The sequence below is a fragment of the Kitasatospora sp. NPDC015120 genome (genome assembly GCF_043080305.1).
Classification (GTDB): Bacteria; Actinomycetota; Actinomycetes; order Streptomycetales; family Streptomycetaceae; genus Kitasatospora.
The window spans coordinates 96,027-109,566 of the sequence record NZ_JBIBVJ010000021.1; the positions used below are offsets into that span (position 1 = coordinate 96,027).

At 77.4% G+C, this 13,540-nt stretch carries 11 protein-coding genes and 1 pseudogene; 4 read left to right on the plus strand and 8 right to left on the minus strand.

Annotated features, from left to right (window positions below):
• Positions 1 to 49 precede the first annotated feature (49 nt).
• From ACF1AK_RS30850 to ACF1AK_RS30860, 3 genes are all read left to right on the plus strand, one after another.
• Positions 50 to 361, plus strand: a complete 312-nt coding sequence (locus tag ACF1AK_RS30850) for an ArsR/SmtB family transcription factor (RefSeq protein ID WP_391502144.1) — start codon at positions 50 to 52, stop codon at positions 359 to 361.
• A 94-nt stretch (positions 362 to 455) separates the two neighbouring features.
• Positions 456 to 992, plus strand: coding sequence for a MarR family winged helix-turn-helix transcriptional regulator (locus tag ACF1AK_RS30855; protein ID WP_391502145.1), 537 nt, complete (start codon positions 456 to 458; stop codon positions 990 to 992).
• Positions 989 to 1,819 carry an alpha/beta fold hydrolase gene (locus ACF1AK_RS30860; protein WP_391502146.1) on the plus strand — a complete coding sequence of 277 codons (831 nt, stop codon included), beginning with the start codon at positions 989 to 991 and terminating at the stop codon, positions 1,817 to 1,819. The genes ACF1AK_RS30855 and ACF1AK_RS30860 overlap by 4 nt, the downstream gene beginning before the upstream one ends.
• 79 nt (positions 1,820 to 1,898) lie before the next feature.
• On the opposite strand, the gene ACF1AK_RS30865 is transcribed toward ACF1AK_RS30860, so the two are convergent.
• The 8 genes from ACF1AK_RS30865 to ACF1AK_RS30900 all read right to left on the minus strand — a co-directional run bounded on the left by ACF1AK_RS30865 (position 1,899) and on the right by ACF1AK_RS30900 (position 12,431).
• Entirely contained in the window at positions 1,899 to 3,536 is a 1,638-nt protein-coding gene (locus ACF1AK_RS30865; protein WP_391502147.1) for a dynamin family protein, read from the minus strand.
• A gap of 146 nt (positions 3,537 to 3,682) precedes the next feature.
• The gene (locus tag ACF1AK_RS30870; RefSeq protein ID WP_391502148.1) at positions 3,683 to 5,662 is read right to left on the minus strand and encodes a dynamin family protein; all 1,980 of its coding nucleotides are present in this window, start codon (positions 5,660 to 5,662) and stop codon (positions 3,683 to 3,685) included.
• Entirely contained in the window at positions 5,659 to 6,102 is a 444-nt protein-coding gene (locus ACF1AK_RS30875) for a hypothetical protein (protein ID WP_391502149.1), read from the minus strand. The genes ACF1AK_RS30870 and ACF1AK_RS30875 overlap by 4 nt, the downstream gene beginning before the upstream one ends.
• 17 nt (positions 6,103 to 6,119) lie before the next feature.
• Positions 6,120 to 7,730 (minus strand): Hsp70 family protein, encoded by a 1,611-nt coding sequence (locus ACF1AK_RS30880; RefSeq protein WP_391502150.1) that lies wholly within the window; start codon positions 7,728 to 7,730, stop codon positions 6,120 to 6,122.
• Between the two features lie 69 nt (positions 7,731 to 7,799).
• Positions 7,800 to 8,105 carry a hypothetical protein gene (locus ACF1AK_RS30885; RefSeq protein WP_391502151.1) on the minus strand — a complete coding sequence of 102 codons (306 nt, stop codon included), beginning with the start codon at positions 8,103 to 8,105 and terminating at the stop codon, positions 7,800 to 7,802.
• Positions 8,105 to 10,354, minus strand: a complete 2,250-nt coding sequence (locus ACF1AK_RS30890) for an Hsp70 family protein (protein WP_391502152.1) — start codon at positions 10,352 to 10,354, stop codon at positions 8,105 to 8,107. Before ACF1AK_RS30890 ends, ACF1AK_RS30885 begins: the two co-directional genes overlap by 1 nt.
• A gap of 224 nt (positions 10,355 to 10,578) precedes the next feature.
• On the minus strand, positions 10,579 to 10,836 hold the full coding sequence (locus tag ACF1AK_RS30895; RefSeq protein WP_391502153.1) for a hypothetical protein: 258 nt from the start codon (positions 10,834 to 10,836) through the stop codon (positions 10,579 to 10,581).
• A 176-nt stretch (positions 10,837 to 11,012) separates the two neighbouring features.
• Positions 11,013 to 12,431, minus strand: coding sequence for a helix-turn-helix domain-containing protein (locus tag ACF1AK_RS30900; RefSeq protein ID WP_391502154.1), 1,419 nt, complete (start codon positions 12,429 to 12,431; stop codon positions 11,013 to 11,015).
• A 454-nt stretch (positions 12,432 to 12,885) separates the two neighbouring features.
• On the opposite strand from ACF1AK_RS30900, the pseudogene ACF1AK_RS30905 reads away from it, so the two are divergent.
• Positions 12,886 to 13,540, plus strand: a pseudogene (locus ACF1AK_RS30905) (peptidase M28); the annotation flags it as partial.

Below are 13,540 nucleotides of genomic sequence, written 5' to 3' on the forward strand. Positions count from 1 at the left end.
GCGACCGGCAAGGTAAGATGCAAGTCATACCTAGGAGGCGGCGAGGACCATGCCCGACGACGAAGGACACCCGGAGCCGGCGGAGATCGAGCTCGGCCGGGTCCTGGCGGCGTTGGCCGACCCGCTGCGGCGGCGCGTGGTGCGGGAGTTGGCCGCCGGGCCCGCCGACGGGGCGCGGACGTGCAGTTCGTTCGCACTGCCTGTCAGCAAGGCGACTGTCACTTACCACTTCCGCACGCTGCGCGAGGCCGGGCTGATCCGCCAGGTGAACCGGGGCAACAGCCGGATGGCCACCCTGCGCCGCGAGGACATCGAGCAGCGCTTCCCCGGCCTGCTGGCGATCATCCTCGCGGAGGAGTGAGCGCCGGGCGCCCAGGCCGGGGCGGCGCGGCGGAACGGGCCAGTGCGGCCGACGGGGCCTTCCCTCATGACACCCTTGATGTCATGATGACACCATGAGTGTCAGCGAAGGAGCGGACGGGGACGAGGACGGCCCCGCCGTCGAAGGGCTGCTGGACGAGGTGATCCGGCGGCTGTGGCCGGTGCACCGGGTCGTCCTGCGGGCGGTCGAACGCGGGCTGGCCGGAACGGGCATGACCGCCGGGCAGCACGCCGTCCTGGACGCGCTGCGGCGCGGCGGACCGCGGACCGTGCCGCAGCTGGCGCGGGCGCTGGACCTGGACCGCCAGCCCGTGCAGCGGCTGGTCAATGACGCCAAGGCGCTCGGCCTGGCCGAGACCACGGCCAACCCGGAGCACCGGCGCTCCTCGCTGGTGCGGCTCACCAGCCGGGGCGAGGCCGTGCTCGCCCGCGTCCAGGGGGCCGAACGCGAGGCGCTGCGGCGCCATCTCGGCGATCTGGACCCGGCCGACGTCACCACCGCCCTGCGGGTGCTCGACCGTCTCGGCGAGGTGTTCCACGAGCTGGAGCGCGCCGCCGGGGAACGGGATCACGGCGAGCGCAACGACGATCGAGGAACGGACGGACCATGACCGACACGCGCACCGGCACCGCCCCCGTCCCGGGCGGCGAGCTGTCCTACGAGGTCGCGGAGGGCGCCGGCCCCTCCGTGGTCCTGCTGCACGGCGGGCTGCTGGACCGGCACAGCTGGGACGAGCAGTTCGCCCGGCTCGCCGGCCTCGGCCGTCACGTCGTCCGCTACGACGCCCGCGGCCACGGCCGCTCCTCCACCGTCACCGGCGACCACTCCCACCCCGACGACCTGCTGGCCCTGTTCGCGCACCTGGACGTGCCGCGCGCCGTCCTGGTCGGGCTCTCGCTCGGCGCCCGCATCGCCCTGGACACCGCGCTCACCCACCCCGGGCACGTCGCGGGCCTGGTGCTCGCCGCCCCCGGTGTCAGCGGACGACCGTTCACCGACCCCTTCGTGGCCCATCACACCGAGCAGCAGACCGCCGCGCTGGGCGCGGGTGGCGCGGAGGGCGTGGGCCGCTTCGTGGAACACTTCCTGCGGATGTGGGCGGACGGCCCGCACCGCTCCCCCGGCCAGGTGGACGGCGCCCTGCGGGAGCGGCTGCGCGCCTCGGTGACGGCCCAGGTGCTGCGCCACGCCGCCGGCTTCGGCGCCGGGAGCGCGCTGGAGGCCGGCGCGGCCGACCGGCTCGGCGAGCTGCGGGCACCGGCGCTGGTCCTGACCGGCGAACTGGACGGCGCCGACATCCTGGCCAACGCCCGCGCCCTCGCCGAGGCCGCCCCGCACGTCCGCGCGCTGGTCCTGCCCGGCGCCGCGCACATGGTCCCGCTGGAGCGCCCGGATCTGTTCGAGCGCGAGCTCGACGCCTTCCTCGCCGCCCTCTGACGGCCCCTGGGCCGCTGAACCCCCGGGCCCCGGGCCCCGGGCTCCCCGGCCTCGGCGGCCTCCGCCGCGCGACGGCCGGTCAGAGGCCGGCGGCGAGCCGTTCGTAGCTGCGGCGCAGGACCTGGCAGGCGCGGCGGGCGGGCCCGGCGAAGGTGGGGTCGGCGGTCAGGGCGGACCAGTGGGCGAGGCGGGCCAGGGCGTGGCGGCGCAGGGCGGGGCGCGAGGTGGTCTCGGGAAGGCCGAGGCGGGCGGCCGCAGTGGTGCCGAACTCGCCGATGACGCGCCGGAGTTCGAGCAGGTCCTCGGCGGACAGGCCGGTCAGGCGGCCGTCGTAGCAGTCGCGCAGCACGGTCAGTTCGCGGAAGGCGTGCTGCTGGACCTCCAGATCGACGAAGCGGCCGACCGCGCGGTCGACGGCGGCGCGCAGCCGGGCGGCGGACGGCGGGTCGGGCGGCAGGAGGTCCGCGGGGAGGGTGTCGGGCAGGGTGCGGGCGCGGTCGACGATGCGGCGCAGCTTGATCAGGTCGGCGCGGGCGCCGAAGTGGTCGGCGAGCAGGCGGCGGAAGTCGGCGAGGCCGCTGCGCCGGTCGAGCTCGGCGCGCAGGGCGGGCAGGTCGTCGACGCCGTCGCGGATCAGTCCGCAGGCGAGGGTGAGGCCGTAGCCGGCGAGCAGGCCGAACAGGTGGGCACGGCGGTCGGCCGGCACGGGCAGGTCGGGGTAGGGACGGGTGGTGAAGTACGGGCCGCGGGCGGCGCGGCGGGCGAGCAGGGCGGGGTCGACGGCGGCCAGTTCGGCGAGGTCGGCGTAGTCCGCCTCGGTGAGCTGCCCGGCGGCGGCGCCGACCAGGCTGCACAGCGGGCGCAGGTCGTACATCAGCCGGGTGCCTCCGGCGGCGGTCATCACCCGGTCGGCGACCCGGCGGCCCTCGGCCAGCGGGTCGGGGTGCTCGGGCCAGTACAGCTCGACCTTCGTGAGGGCGCCGACGGTGGTGAGGGCGCCGCCCGGGGCGGAGGCGGCACCGGGACCGGGGCCCGGGCCGCCGGGGGCGCCCGGTCCGAAGCCGGCGCCGGTGAAGTCGGCGAGCAGTTCCTCCTCGCCCTGGGCGAGGCCGCGGGCGAAGACCAGCACCAGGGCGTCGGCGCTGCCCGCGTGGCCGATCGAGTCCGCACGCACCTCGTCCGGTGAACGGCCCAGGAAGCGCAGGGTGTTGGCGGAGTCGGCGCCGAGCACCGAATCCAGGCCGGGGGTGTCGACCAGGTCGAAGGAGCGCAGGTACGGGCTGGGGTCGGTGACCACCAGGTGGTCGATCGCCTGGAGACGGGCCCGCCCGGCCGGGTCGTCCTCGCGGACCCGGGCGGTGAGGGCGCGCAGGTCGTCCGGGTGGTGGTGGCCGGCCGGGCGTCCGTCCTTGTAGTGGACGGTGACGGTGCGCTCGGCGCCGTGGGTGAGCCGGCTGACGTTGAAGGTCAGCTCCTCGGCTCCGGTCTCCACCCGGCGGGCCCCGAGCAGGGCGTTGACCAGGGTGGACTTTCCCGCGCTCACCCGGCCGACCAGGGCGACCCGCATCGGGCGCACGGCCAGGTCGCGGAAGCCGTCGAGCGCGTCCAGGGCGGGGAGGAGGGCGGCCGGGGCGCGGTGGCGGGGGCCGAGCAGCGCGGCGGCCTGGGCGACGGCGCGCTCGGTGGCCTCGCGCACGCCCGGCCCGGGATCGGACACCGGATCCGGTGAAGGGTCCGCCGGGCGGGCGGCCGGCGCGGGCCCGGGCCTCGCCGGAGCAGGGGCCGCCGGGGCGTGCGGCGGCGCGGGCGGGTGCTCGCCGCCGCCCCGCCCGAAGCGCCACCACCGGGCGCCGTCCCCGGGGCTCACCGCGTCTGCGCCAGCAGGGCCGTCAGCCGGGTGCCCAGCTCCTCGACCCCCGCCCGGACCTCCGTCAACGGGCGCCGCTCCAGCCCGAGTTCGGCGGCCCGCCGGGTCGCCTGGGCGCGGGTGGCGCTGCGGGCGGACTCCAGCCGGGCCAGGGTGTCCCGGGCGGCGGCCTGTTCGCGGGCGATCCGGCTCTCCAACTCGGCGCGCACCGCCTCCGCCAGCGTCCGGGTCAGGTCCCGCACCGCGTTCGCGAGGTGGGCGTACTGGCCGGCCCGCATCGCCTCCAGTTCGGCGCGCAGGCTGTTGCGGCGCGCGACCCGGTCGGCGAGCTGCTGGTCCCGCACGGCGCCCCGGTACCCGGCGACCCCGCCGAACAGCGCGCCCACCACCGAGCCGATCGAGGTGCCGATCTGGGCGCCGACCGCCGTCCCGGCGCCGGGCAGCACCAGCGTCCCGATGATCGCGCCGATCGCACCCGCCGCCAGCCCGCCCGCCGTCGTGCCCATGCCGGAACCGGAGGTCACCGCCCGCAGCCGGCCGCCGCCGGGCGCCTGCCGCTCCCCCTCGCCCAGCCGGCCGGTCACGGTCAGCGGCGGGACGGGCGGCTCGGGCAGCCGGCTGCTCGGGCGGGCGTCCAGTTCCAGGCCGTTGCGGCGGGCGAAGTCGCCCTGGAGCTCGGCCGCCCGCAGCCCGGCCAGCTCGCCGACCGTCCCGGTGACCAGCGCCGCGTCGGCGGCCAGCTGGCCGACCAGCCGGTCCGGTTCGGCGAGCATCGCGTCGTCGTGGAGGTACTCGGTGCGGAACCGGTGCCAGACCAGGTCCAGCTCCTGCTGCGCCCGCATGCCCAGGGTGCGGCCCAGCTCGGCGACGGCGTCGGCGAGTTCACGGCGCCAGCCGGCCCGGGCGGAGGCGAGTTCGGCGATCCGGCGCTCGCGCTCCTCGGTGTCGGCCCGCAGTTCGGCGAGCCGGGTGCGGGTGTCGTCGAGCAGGGCCTGCAGCTCGGCGTCCACCGGTTCGAGCATGGTGCGCGCCGACGCCTCCAGTTCGGCCAGCGCGCCGCCGACCAGCAGCGAGGCCCGGCGCCGGGCGAGCGCCGACCACAGGACCCGTTCGAACTCCTCGAAGTTGCTGATCTCCAGGTCCTCCGGGTCGCCGTCCGCCAGGAAGTCCAGCTTGGCGCGGGCGGAGACCGGCACCAGCGGGACGTCCTGCGGCGCGAGGCCGGTGGCGGTGGCGAGCTTGGCGAGGGTGTTGCGGTGGATCGCGGTGTAGTCGCCGACGGTGTCGATCTTGGTGAGGGCGAAGACCAGCCCGTCGGTGCCGTCCAGCGCCCGCGACGCGGAGGCGGCCCGGGAGAGGAAGCGCAGCTCGCTCTCGGTCAGCGGCTGCGTCGCGTCGGCGACGAACACCAGCGCGTCGGCCTGGGGCAGGAATCCGGCCGTGACGGCGGTGTGCGCCTGGTAGACCGCGCCCACGCCCGGGGTGTCCACCAGCACCAGGCCGGAGGCGAGCCGCGGGTTCGGCAGCCGGACGGAGATCAGCCGCACCCGTTTGGCGTTCCCGGGGTTGCCGGACTCGGTGGCGTACTCGGCGATCCGTTCGCGCGGGATCTCCACCTGCTCCGGCTCGCCGTCCGGCCGGTCCTGCGGCGGGTCGAGGGTGACCACCACCCGCTCGACGGGACCGAAGGCGGCGGTGGTGACCAGGCTGGTGGCGAAGTAGGTGTCCCGGGGGAAGAGGTCGGGCTCCTCCAGCAGCGCGTTCAGCAGACTGGACTTGCCGCGTTTGAACTCCCCGCACACCACCACCGTCAACGTGCCCTCGCGCAGCCGCCGTTCGGCCGCCGTGAGCCGCTCGGCGGTCAGCGCGTGCCGGGCGGCCGCGGCGGCGGGGCGCAGCACGGCGTAGAGCGCGAGCGTGTCGGCGCGCAGTGCGTCGAGGGCGCGGGCGGGGGACGGCGGGGCGCCGGGGGTCATGCGGGTCCTCGGAGGTCGGGCGGCAGGTCGGGCGGGAGGTCGGCCGGAAGGTCGGGCGGAAGGGTGGGGCCGAAGTCGCCCTTCCCGGCGAGGCCGCGCAACCGATCCTCCATGGAGGCGAGTTGATCGGCGTCCGCGGTGAGGATGTCGCGGATGAAGTCGGTCGGGTCGACGGCCGTGACGGGGTCGGCGAACACCGCACCGGCCGCCGCCGGGTCTGCCGTCTCCGCCGGCTCCCCGGCCTCCGGGCCGTCCTCGGCGGAGGCCTGCTCGCCGGCCTGCTCATCGGCCTGCTCGTCGAACAGGTCGGTGATCCCGGTGGCGCCCTCGACCAGGTCGGTGACGAACTCGGCGATCTCGCCGACGAATTCGGCGAATCCCTCGACGGCGTCGTACTGGTCGGGCAGGTGCGGCGGGTCCGCGCCTTCGGGGTCGAACATCCTGTCGTCGCCCTTCGTCATCGGTTCCGGCGGTCCCGTGCCCGGCCCACCCCGTATCCCACCAGGTGCACCAACCCGGCGAGCACGGATCCGGCGAGCAGGCCGACGGCGAGGTTGCCGGCCGCAGCCGTGGCGGCCCCCGCCTCCAGCGCGAACACCGAGGACACCAGGACGCGCCACCACCGGCGCCGGTGCAGGGCCGGGCGGGCCACGGCCCTGCCCGGCGCCGCCCCGCCGGACGCGGATCCGGTCTCGGGCGCGGTTCCGGACCCGGGCGCGGGTACCGGCGCCGGCGCCGGCGCCCGGTGCTCGACCGCGAGCAGCCACTCCCCCGCACTCACCGTCTCGCCGGGGGCACGGAGTTGGCGCACCACCAGGCCCGGCGTGGCGGCGGCCAGCTCCAGCAGGGCACCCTCGGCGGTGCGCACGGTACCGAGGGCGGCGCCGGCCTCGTAACCGGCGCCCGCCGGGACGTGCCACTCGGTGAGTTCGGCCGGCGCCCCGAGGTCCCAGGCGAGCGGCACCGCACCCGGTTCGGTGGCGGCGGGCAGCAGCCGGCGCTCGGCGGAGCGGGCCGCCCAGGCGGCGGCACCGTGCACCACGGCGAGGTCCGGGTCCTCGACCAGCCGCAGCGGCCGCCCGAGCCGGTCGGCCAGCAGCGCGGCGACCGCCGGGACGCGGGTGGTGCCGCCGACCAGCAGCACCGCGTCGACGGCGCGCGGCCGCACCCCGCAGCCGGCGAGCAGCTGCCGGCAGCAGGCGACCGTCCGGTCGAGCAAGGGGGCGATCAGCGCTTCGAGTTGGGCCCTGGCCACCCGGCTCGACGGCGTGACCGGGGTGAAGTAGTCCTCCACCTCCGGGGCTTCGCTCAACTGGTGCTTGATCCGCCGGACGAAGTCGCCGAGTTCCAGCCGGGCGCGGGTCGCCCCGGCGGCCATCAGCGGGTCGAGCCAGTCGCGTCCGGCGTCGGCGACGCCCGTGGCGAGCAGGGCGTCGATGTCCCGGCCGCCGCAGTCGTCCAGGGCCGCGTGGCCGAGCACGGTGTGCGGGGCACCCTCCGCGCCGATCCGCACCAGCGCGGTGTCGAAGGTTCCGCCGCCGAAGTCGTACACCAAGACCGTCTGACCGGGCGCGAACGGCTGTCCCGCGACGCCGGCGTGCGCGGCGGCCACCGGCTCGGCCAGCAGTTCGACGCTGCGGAAGCCCGCCGCCGCGCCGGCTTCGAGCATCGCCTCGCGGCGCGGGTCCACCGGCCCGTAGGAGGCGGGCACGGTCACCACCAGCCGGTCCGCGTCACGCCCGGCCACGGCCCGCGCCTGCGCCCGGAACTCGGCCAGCACGGCGGCCACCAGGGCGACCGCGGTGAACGGGCGGCCGCCCAGGACGACGGGCGCGCGCTCGCCGAGGTCGCGCTTGAACTCGGCGCGGTAGGAGTCGGGTTCGGCCCGCTTGCGGCGCTCGGCCGCCGAGCCGACGAGTAGCCCGCCGTCCGCGCCGACGGACACCGCCGACGGCCAGGACAGCAGCCCGCTGGACGGTTCCTTCAACAGCCGCTCACGCCCGTCCAGGACGACGGCCGCCGCCGAGGAGGAGGTGCCGAAGTCGACGACGAGCACGGGTTCGGTCACGCCGCGCCCTTCCTTCCTTGAGGCTTCCTTGGGGTGTTCCGGGGGCCGCGCCCGGGCGCGGCGGGACGGTCAGTCGCCGGGGCGGGCCAGCCGCACCGCCCAGCCGACCGCGCCGGCGGCCAGGCCGTAGGGCAGCGCCACACCGAGCAGTGCGGGCAGGAAACCGGAGGCCTTCGCGGCCGTCAGCACGAGCGCCAGCGCCACGGCGGCCAGCGCCACCAGCCCCAGTCCCACCCGGGCGGCGGCCGAGTGGCCCCGGCCGCGCACGACGGCCAGCGCGCAGGTCACCGCGAGGGTGGCCAGCAGGGCGGCGCCGAGGATGAAGACGCCGTCGTCGGTGAGCAGCCAGCCGCCGTGGGTCGTGGTCCGGGACATCAGAGCGCTCCGTTCAGGACGACCAGGCCCGCGTACAGCAGGGCGCACCAGCTGGCGGCCGGCAGGCCGGAGATCCGCTCGCGCCGGAGGCGGGCGGCGGTCCCCAGAGCGCTCACGCCGCCCGCGGCGGCCACCGCGGCGGCCGTCACCACGAGCCACCGGCCGTGGGGGAGGCGGTCGGCCCCGGAGACGATCAGCACCGCCGTGACGGCGGCGAGCGCCGCCCCGGCCCCGAGCAGCGCGCGGGGACCGCCGGTGGCGCCGTGCACGGTCAGTGCCGCGGCGGCCGCGGCGGCCAGGCAGGGCAGCGTGACCAGCAGGACGCCCTGCCCGTCGAGCACGTGGTACGCCCCTTCCGGCGCGTTCACCGCGAACCAGGTCACGGCGGCGGCGAGCACCGCGCCCGGCAGGCCGAGCCAGCCCGCCCAGGGCACCGCGCCGTCCTCGCGGCGGCGGCGCCGGACGGTCAGCGCGACGGCGACCACCGCGGTGCCCAGCAGCATCAGGCCCCACTGCTGGAGCTGGTACACCGTCGGGCTCTCGCCGAACGGCAGGTCGGACGACGGCCGGTACCAGAACGCGATGTCACCGGCCCAGCCCGCCCAGGACAGCGTCAGCACCACCGCGGCGCCCGCCGCCGCGCCCCGGGCCCGGCCCGCGCCCCGCGCGGCGGCGGTGACGGCCGCGACCAGGCCGACCAGGGCCGCGTAGCCGACGATCAGGAACATGCCCCGGCCGGGGTCGGTCTGGTGCATCACGCCGAGCAGGCCGTAGCCCAGCAGGAAGGCGCCGAGCAGTCCGAGCATCGCCGTGCCGGTGCGCCCGCGCCAGGCCGGGCGGGGCGGCGGCGGTGGCGGGCAGCCGGGCGGGGCGGGTGCCCGCGAGGCGGGGTCGGGGTCGTCGGCGGCGCCGACCGGTTGCACCGCCAGCAGCCACTCCCCGGGGCCGACGGACGCCCCGGGAGCCACCAACTGCCGTACCACCGTGCCGGGTTCGTCGGCCGTCAGCTCCCAGAGGCTGCCGTCGGGCAGCCGCAGCGAGCCGAGCGCGGCACCGGCCGGGTAGGCGGTGGCGGCGGGGACGCTCCACCCGGCGACCTCGGCCGTCCCGGCGGGGAAGCCCCAGGCCAGCGGCCGGGTGTGGGCGGCCTGGCGCAGCGGGCTGAGCCGGCGGTCGGCGGAGCGCGCGGCCCAGGCGGCGGCGCCGTGCACCACGGCCAGGTCGGGGTCCTCGACCACCCGCAGCGGGCGGTTCAGCCGGTCGGCGAGCAGGGCCCGGACGGCCGGGACGCGGGTGGTGCCGCCGACCAGCAGGACGGAGTCGACGGCCCTCGGCCGCACCCCGCAGCCGGCGAGCAGCTGACGGCAGCAGACGACCGTGCGGTCGAGCAACGGGCCGATCAGCGTTTCGAGTTCGTCGCGGGCGACCCGGCTGGCCGGGCCGAGCGGGGTGAGGTAGTCCTCGACCAGCGGGGACTCGGTGAGCTGGTGCTTGATCCGGCGCACGAAGTCGCCGAGTTCCAGCTGTGCCCGCAGCGCTCCGGCCCCGCCCGCGCCGAGCAGCGGCTCCAGCCAGTCCCGGCCGCGCTCGCGGATCCGGCCGGCGAGCAGGGCGTCGATGTCCCGGCCGCCGCAGTCGTCCAGGGCCGCGTGGCCGAGCACGGTGTGCGAGGCGCCGTCCTCGGCGATCCGCACCAGTGCGGTGTCGAAGGTGCCGCCGCCGAAGTCGTAGACCAGGACCGTCTCGCCGGGCGCGAAGGGCTCCCCGGCGACCGTGGCGTGCGCGGCGGCCACCGGCTCGGCCAGCAGTTCGACGCTGCCGAAGCCCGCCGCCGCGCCGGCTTCGAGCATCGCCTCGCGGCGCGGGTCCACCGGCCCGTAGGAGGCGGGCACGGTCACCACCAGCCGGTCGATGCCGCGGCCGATCATGATCTGCCCCTGGGTGCGGAACTCGGCCAGGACCGCCGCCACCAGCTCGCTCACCGGGTACCGCCGCTCGCCGAGCGGGATGGGCGCCCGCTCCCCGAGGTCGCGCTTGAACTCGGCCCGGTAGCCGGCCGGTTCGGCGCGTTTGCGGTGCTCGGCGGCCGAGCCGACGAGCAGCCGTCCGGCCCCGTCCGCGCAGACCGCCGAGGGCCAGGACAGCAGCCCGCTGGAGGGCTCCTTCACCAGCCGCTCGCCCCGGTCCAGCACCACGGCGGCCGCCGAGGAGGACGTTCCGAAGTCCACCACGAGCACCGGCTCGGCCACGCTCCACCCCCTGGACGGACCCGGCCGGCGGTGAGGGTTCCGGCCCGGGTTCGCGGCGAGGATAGCAGCGGCGGACCGGCCCGTTCCGTCGCTTCCGGACCGCTGACGGGGAACCGATGCGATGTCGTGATGGACGGTCCACAGAGGGATGTTGATGGACCGTCAGTTCCGTCTGCGAACCGCACGGGGCCGTCCGGGGAGGGCGCCGGGCCCCCTGCCGCCGGCTACCGGCCGCTCCCCGCCACGGCGGTCCGGGCCAGCGCGCCGACGGACAGGATCGTGCCGCCGAGCAGCAGGCCGATCGAGCCGAGGACGCCGGCGGGCTGCCGGCTCTCGCCCGTCCGCGCGTCGGCGGCGAAGGCGGCGGCGATCAGCAGCAGGGAGGCGAGGACGGTGAGGGCCCCGGCGCCGAACACCCCGCGGACCAGAGCGCGGCCGAAGCGGCGCGGCCGGGCGGCGGTCGCGGTCCCGGGCGTGTTCACGGTGCTCTCCTCCTGCGGTGCGAAGCGGTGCACCTCGAAGGATGTCCGGGCGATGTCTCGGTCGCCCCCGCGGGCGTGTATCGGTTCGCGCACCGATGGGCGGCGTTCGGGCAACGGTTGCGCAACGGCCGGCCGCCGGGCGGCGATCCACTCCGGCCGGTGCGCGAGGGCCCCGCTCAGCCGGCGAGGCCGTGCCCGACCAGGCGGCTGCGCAGGCCGGCCAGCTCGCGCCGCACCAGGGGCGGCAGCCCGTCCTCGCCGTCGCCCGCCGCCAGCACCGACCCGAGCAGCTCCGCGGCGGCCCTCGGGTCGTGCGCCAGCAGATGGCAGTCGGCCACCCGGACGGTGAACAGCAGGCGTGCCGAGGGAAGTTGGTCGGGAGCGAGCAGCCCGAGCGCGGTCTCGGCGGCGCCCACGGCCAGCCGGGCGAGCCGGGGGTCGTCGACGGCGGCGGCCGCGTCGCGCAGCGCGGCGGCGGCGCCCGCCTCGACCCGCAGCCGCATCGAGGCGATGGACAGCCATGCGGCGTCGGACTCGTCGTGCACCCCGATGTGGTCGAGGTGGTGCCGGGCGCGGGCGATGTGGCGGACGGTGGCGCGCACGTCGCCGGTCATCGCGTGGGCGCGGGCCAGGCCGATCTGGCCCATGGCCCCGGCCCAGTGCCGGGCGGGGGCGACCCGGGCGATCTCGTGGGCGTAGCCGAGCGCGGCGGCGGGGTCGCCGTCGAGGCGGGCGAGGAAGCTCATGTCGCTGAGCGCGGCGACCTGGGTGGCGGCGTCCTCGGCGAGTTCGGCCCAGCCGAGGGCGCGGGAGAAGCAGACCATGGCGGTGGCGTTGCGGCCGTCCTGCATGCGCAGCGCACCGGCGGCGTGGGCGTACTCGCCGGCGAGCCGGGCGAGCGGGCGGCGGGCCGGGCCGGCCGGGTGGGCGGCCAGGCGGCGCAGCACGACCCGCAGGGTGTCCTCGACGGCTTCGGTGCCGGGGGCGCCGGGGGTGTCACCGGCCCGCAGGTGGGCGGCGAGCAGGCCGGCCAGGGCGTGCACGGTGTCGGGGTCCAGGGGCGGGGCGGCGGCGGGGTCGGCGGCGCGGAAGGCGGCGTGCAGGACGGTGAGGTCGGCGGGCGGGGGGACGTCGCAGCCCGCGGCGTCGTGCAGCGGACAGAGCAGTCCGTAGTCGGGGAGGCGGACCGGCAGTTGGGTGGCGAGGCCGGACGGCAGGGCGGGGGCGAGGGCGGCGACGGGCGGGCCGGGCAGCGGGGCGCGGGTCCAGTCGCCCGGGGCGGCCGGCGGGCCGGCGGGGGCCGGGGCGGCCGGGAGCGCGGCGGGCGCCGGCGGGGTGCCTTCCTCGGCGACCCGGCAGGCGGCGCGCAGTTCGCCGCCGGCGAGCAGCAGGTCGTCGAGCCGGTCGGCGATCCGGGGGCTGGTGCGGCGGGTGCCGTGTTCGAGTTTGCTGACGGCGGTGTGGTCGTAGCCGATCTCGGCGCCGAGCTGGGCCTGGGTGAGGCCGGCCCGGCGACGCCACTGGCGCAGGCGAAGCCCGAAGGCCCGCCAGGCCTCGTCCTCGGTCGGCTTGGTCGCCGCCCGGTTCCGGTGCACGGGGCTGCCCTCCCGAGTGCTGTCCGGGCCTTCCGGTGGGGAGGTCCGCTCAGAAGGACGGTACTGGACGAGGGCCTCCGTCGTACATGAGGTGGTCTCGACCACTTTCGGTAACTGGTCTCTACCTCTCCACTCTTTGGTCTCAACCTCTCCACCCCCGACGGCCCCGCCCCGCCCGGGGCCGGGCACCGGACGCGCCCACCCCGCGCCACCTGGCCGGACGCCGCGCCGACCGCCAATTCTGCGGCCCCGCAGGGTTCCTGACGGCACTTGACGGAACTTGCCAACCACCCCCCGGGCCTGTCCGGACCGTTGACCGGGCCATGACGGCATGTGAGGGTTCCGGCACCCGAGCGCGGACGCCCGCACGGCCGCCCCCCAAACGGCCCCGCGGTGAGCGCCCTGACGGCACGCCGTCCGCGATCGAGCACCCCCACGTTCGAGGAGCCTCGGAATGAAACGCAGATTGCTGACGGCGGGGACCACCCTGGCCGTCGTGGCCGGCATGCTGACCGCCACCGCGGTCGGCCAGGCCGCCGCCGACCCCGGACCGGCCGCCGCGCCCCCCAGCGCGCTGGCCGCCGCCGTGAACGCCGCCGACCAGGCGGCCGCGGCGGGCCTGGACGCCCTGGCCAAGGGGCCGGGCGAGACCTACGAGCGCCAGTCCGTCACCCCGTGGCTGGGCGGCCTCTACTCGGTCTCCTACGAGCGCACCTACAAGGGCCTGCCGGTGGTCGGCGGCGACGCGGTCGTCCTCGCCGACGGCCAGGGCCAGGTGCGCGGGCTGCAGTCCGCCTCCACCGGCCCGATCGGCGTGCCCACCACCGCCCTGGTCAGCGCCGCCGACGCGGAGCGGACCGCGCGCACCAAGCTCGCCCGGGTGGACGGCGTGCAGTCCCGCCGCCTGGTCGTCCGGGTGCAGGACGGCGCGGGCCGGCTGGCCTGGGAGACGGTGCTCACCGGCCGCACCGCGACCGCTCCGAGCACCCTGCACGTCTTCGTCGACGCCCGCAGCGGCGAGGTCATCGACAGCTACGACGACGTGCGGGCCGGCACCCTGAACAGCAAGTGGAACGGCCCCTCGCCGACGATCAACACCACCGGCTCCG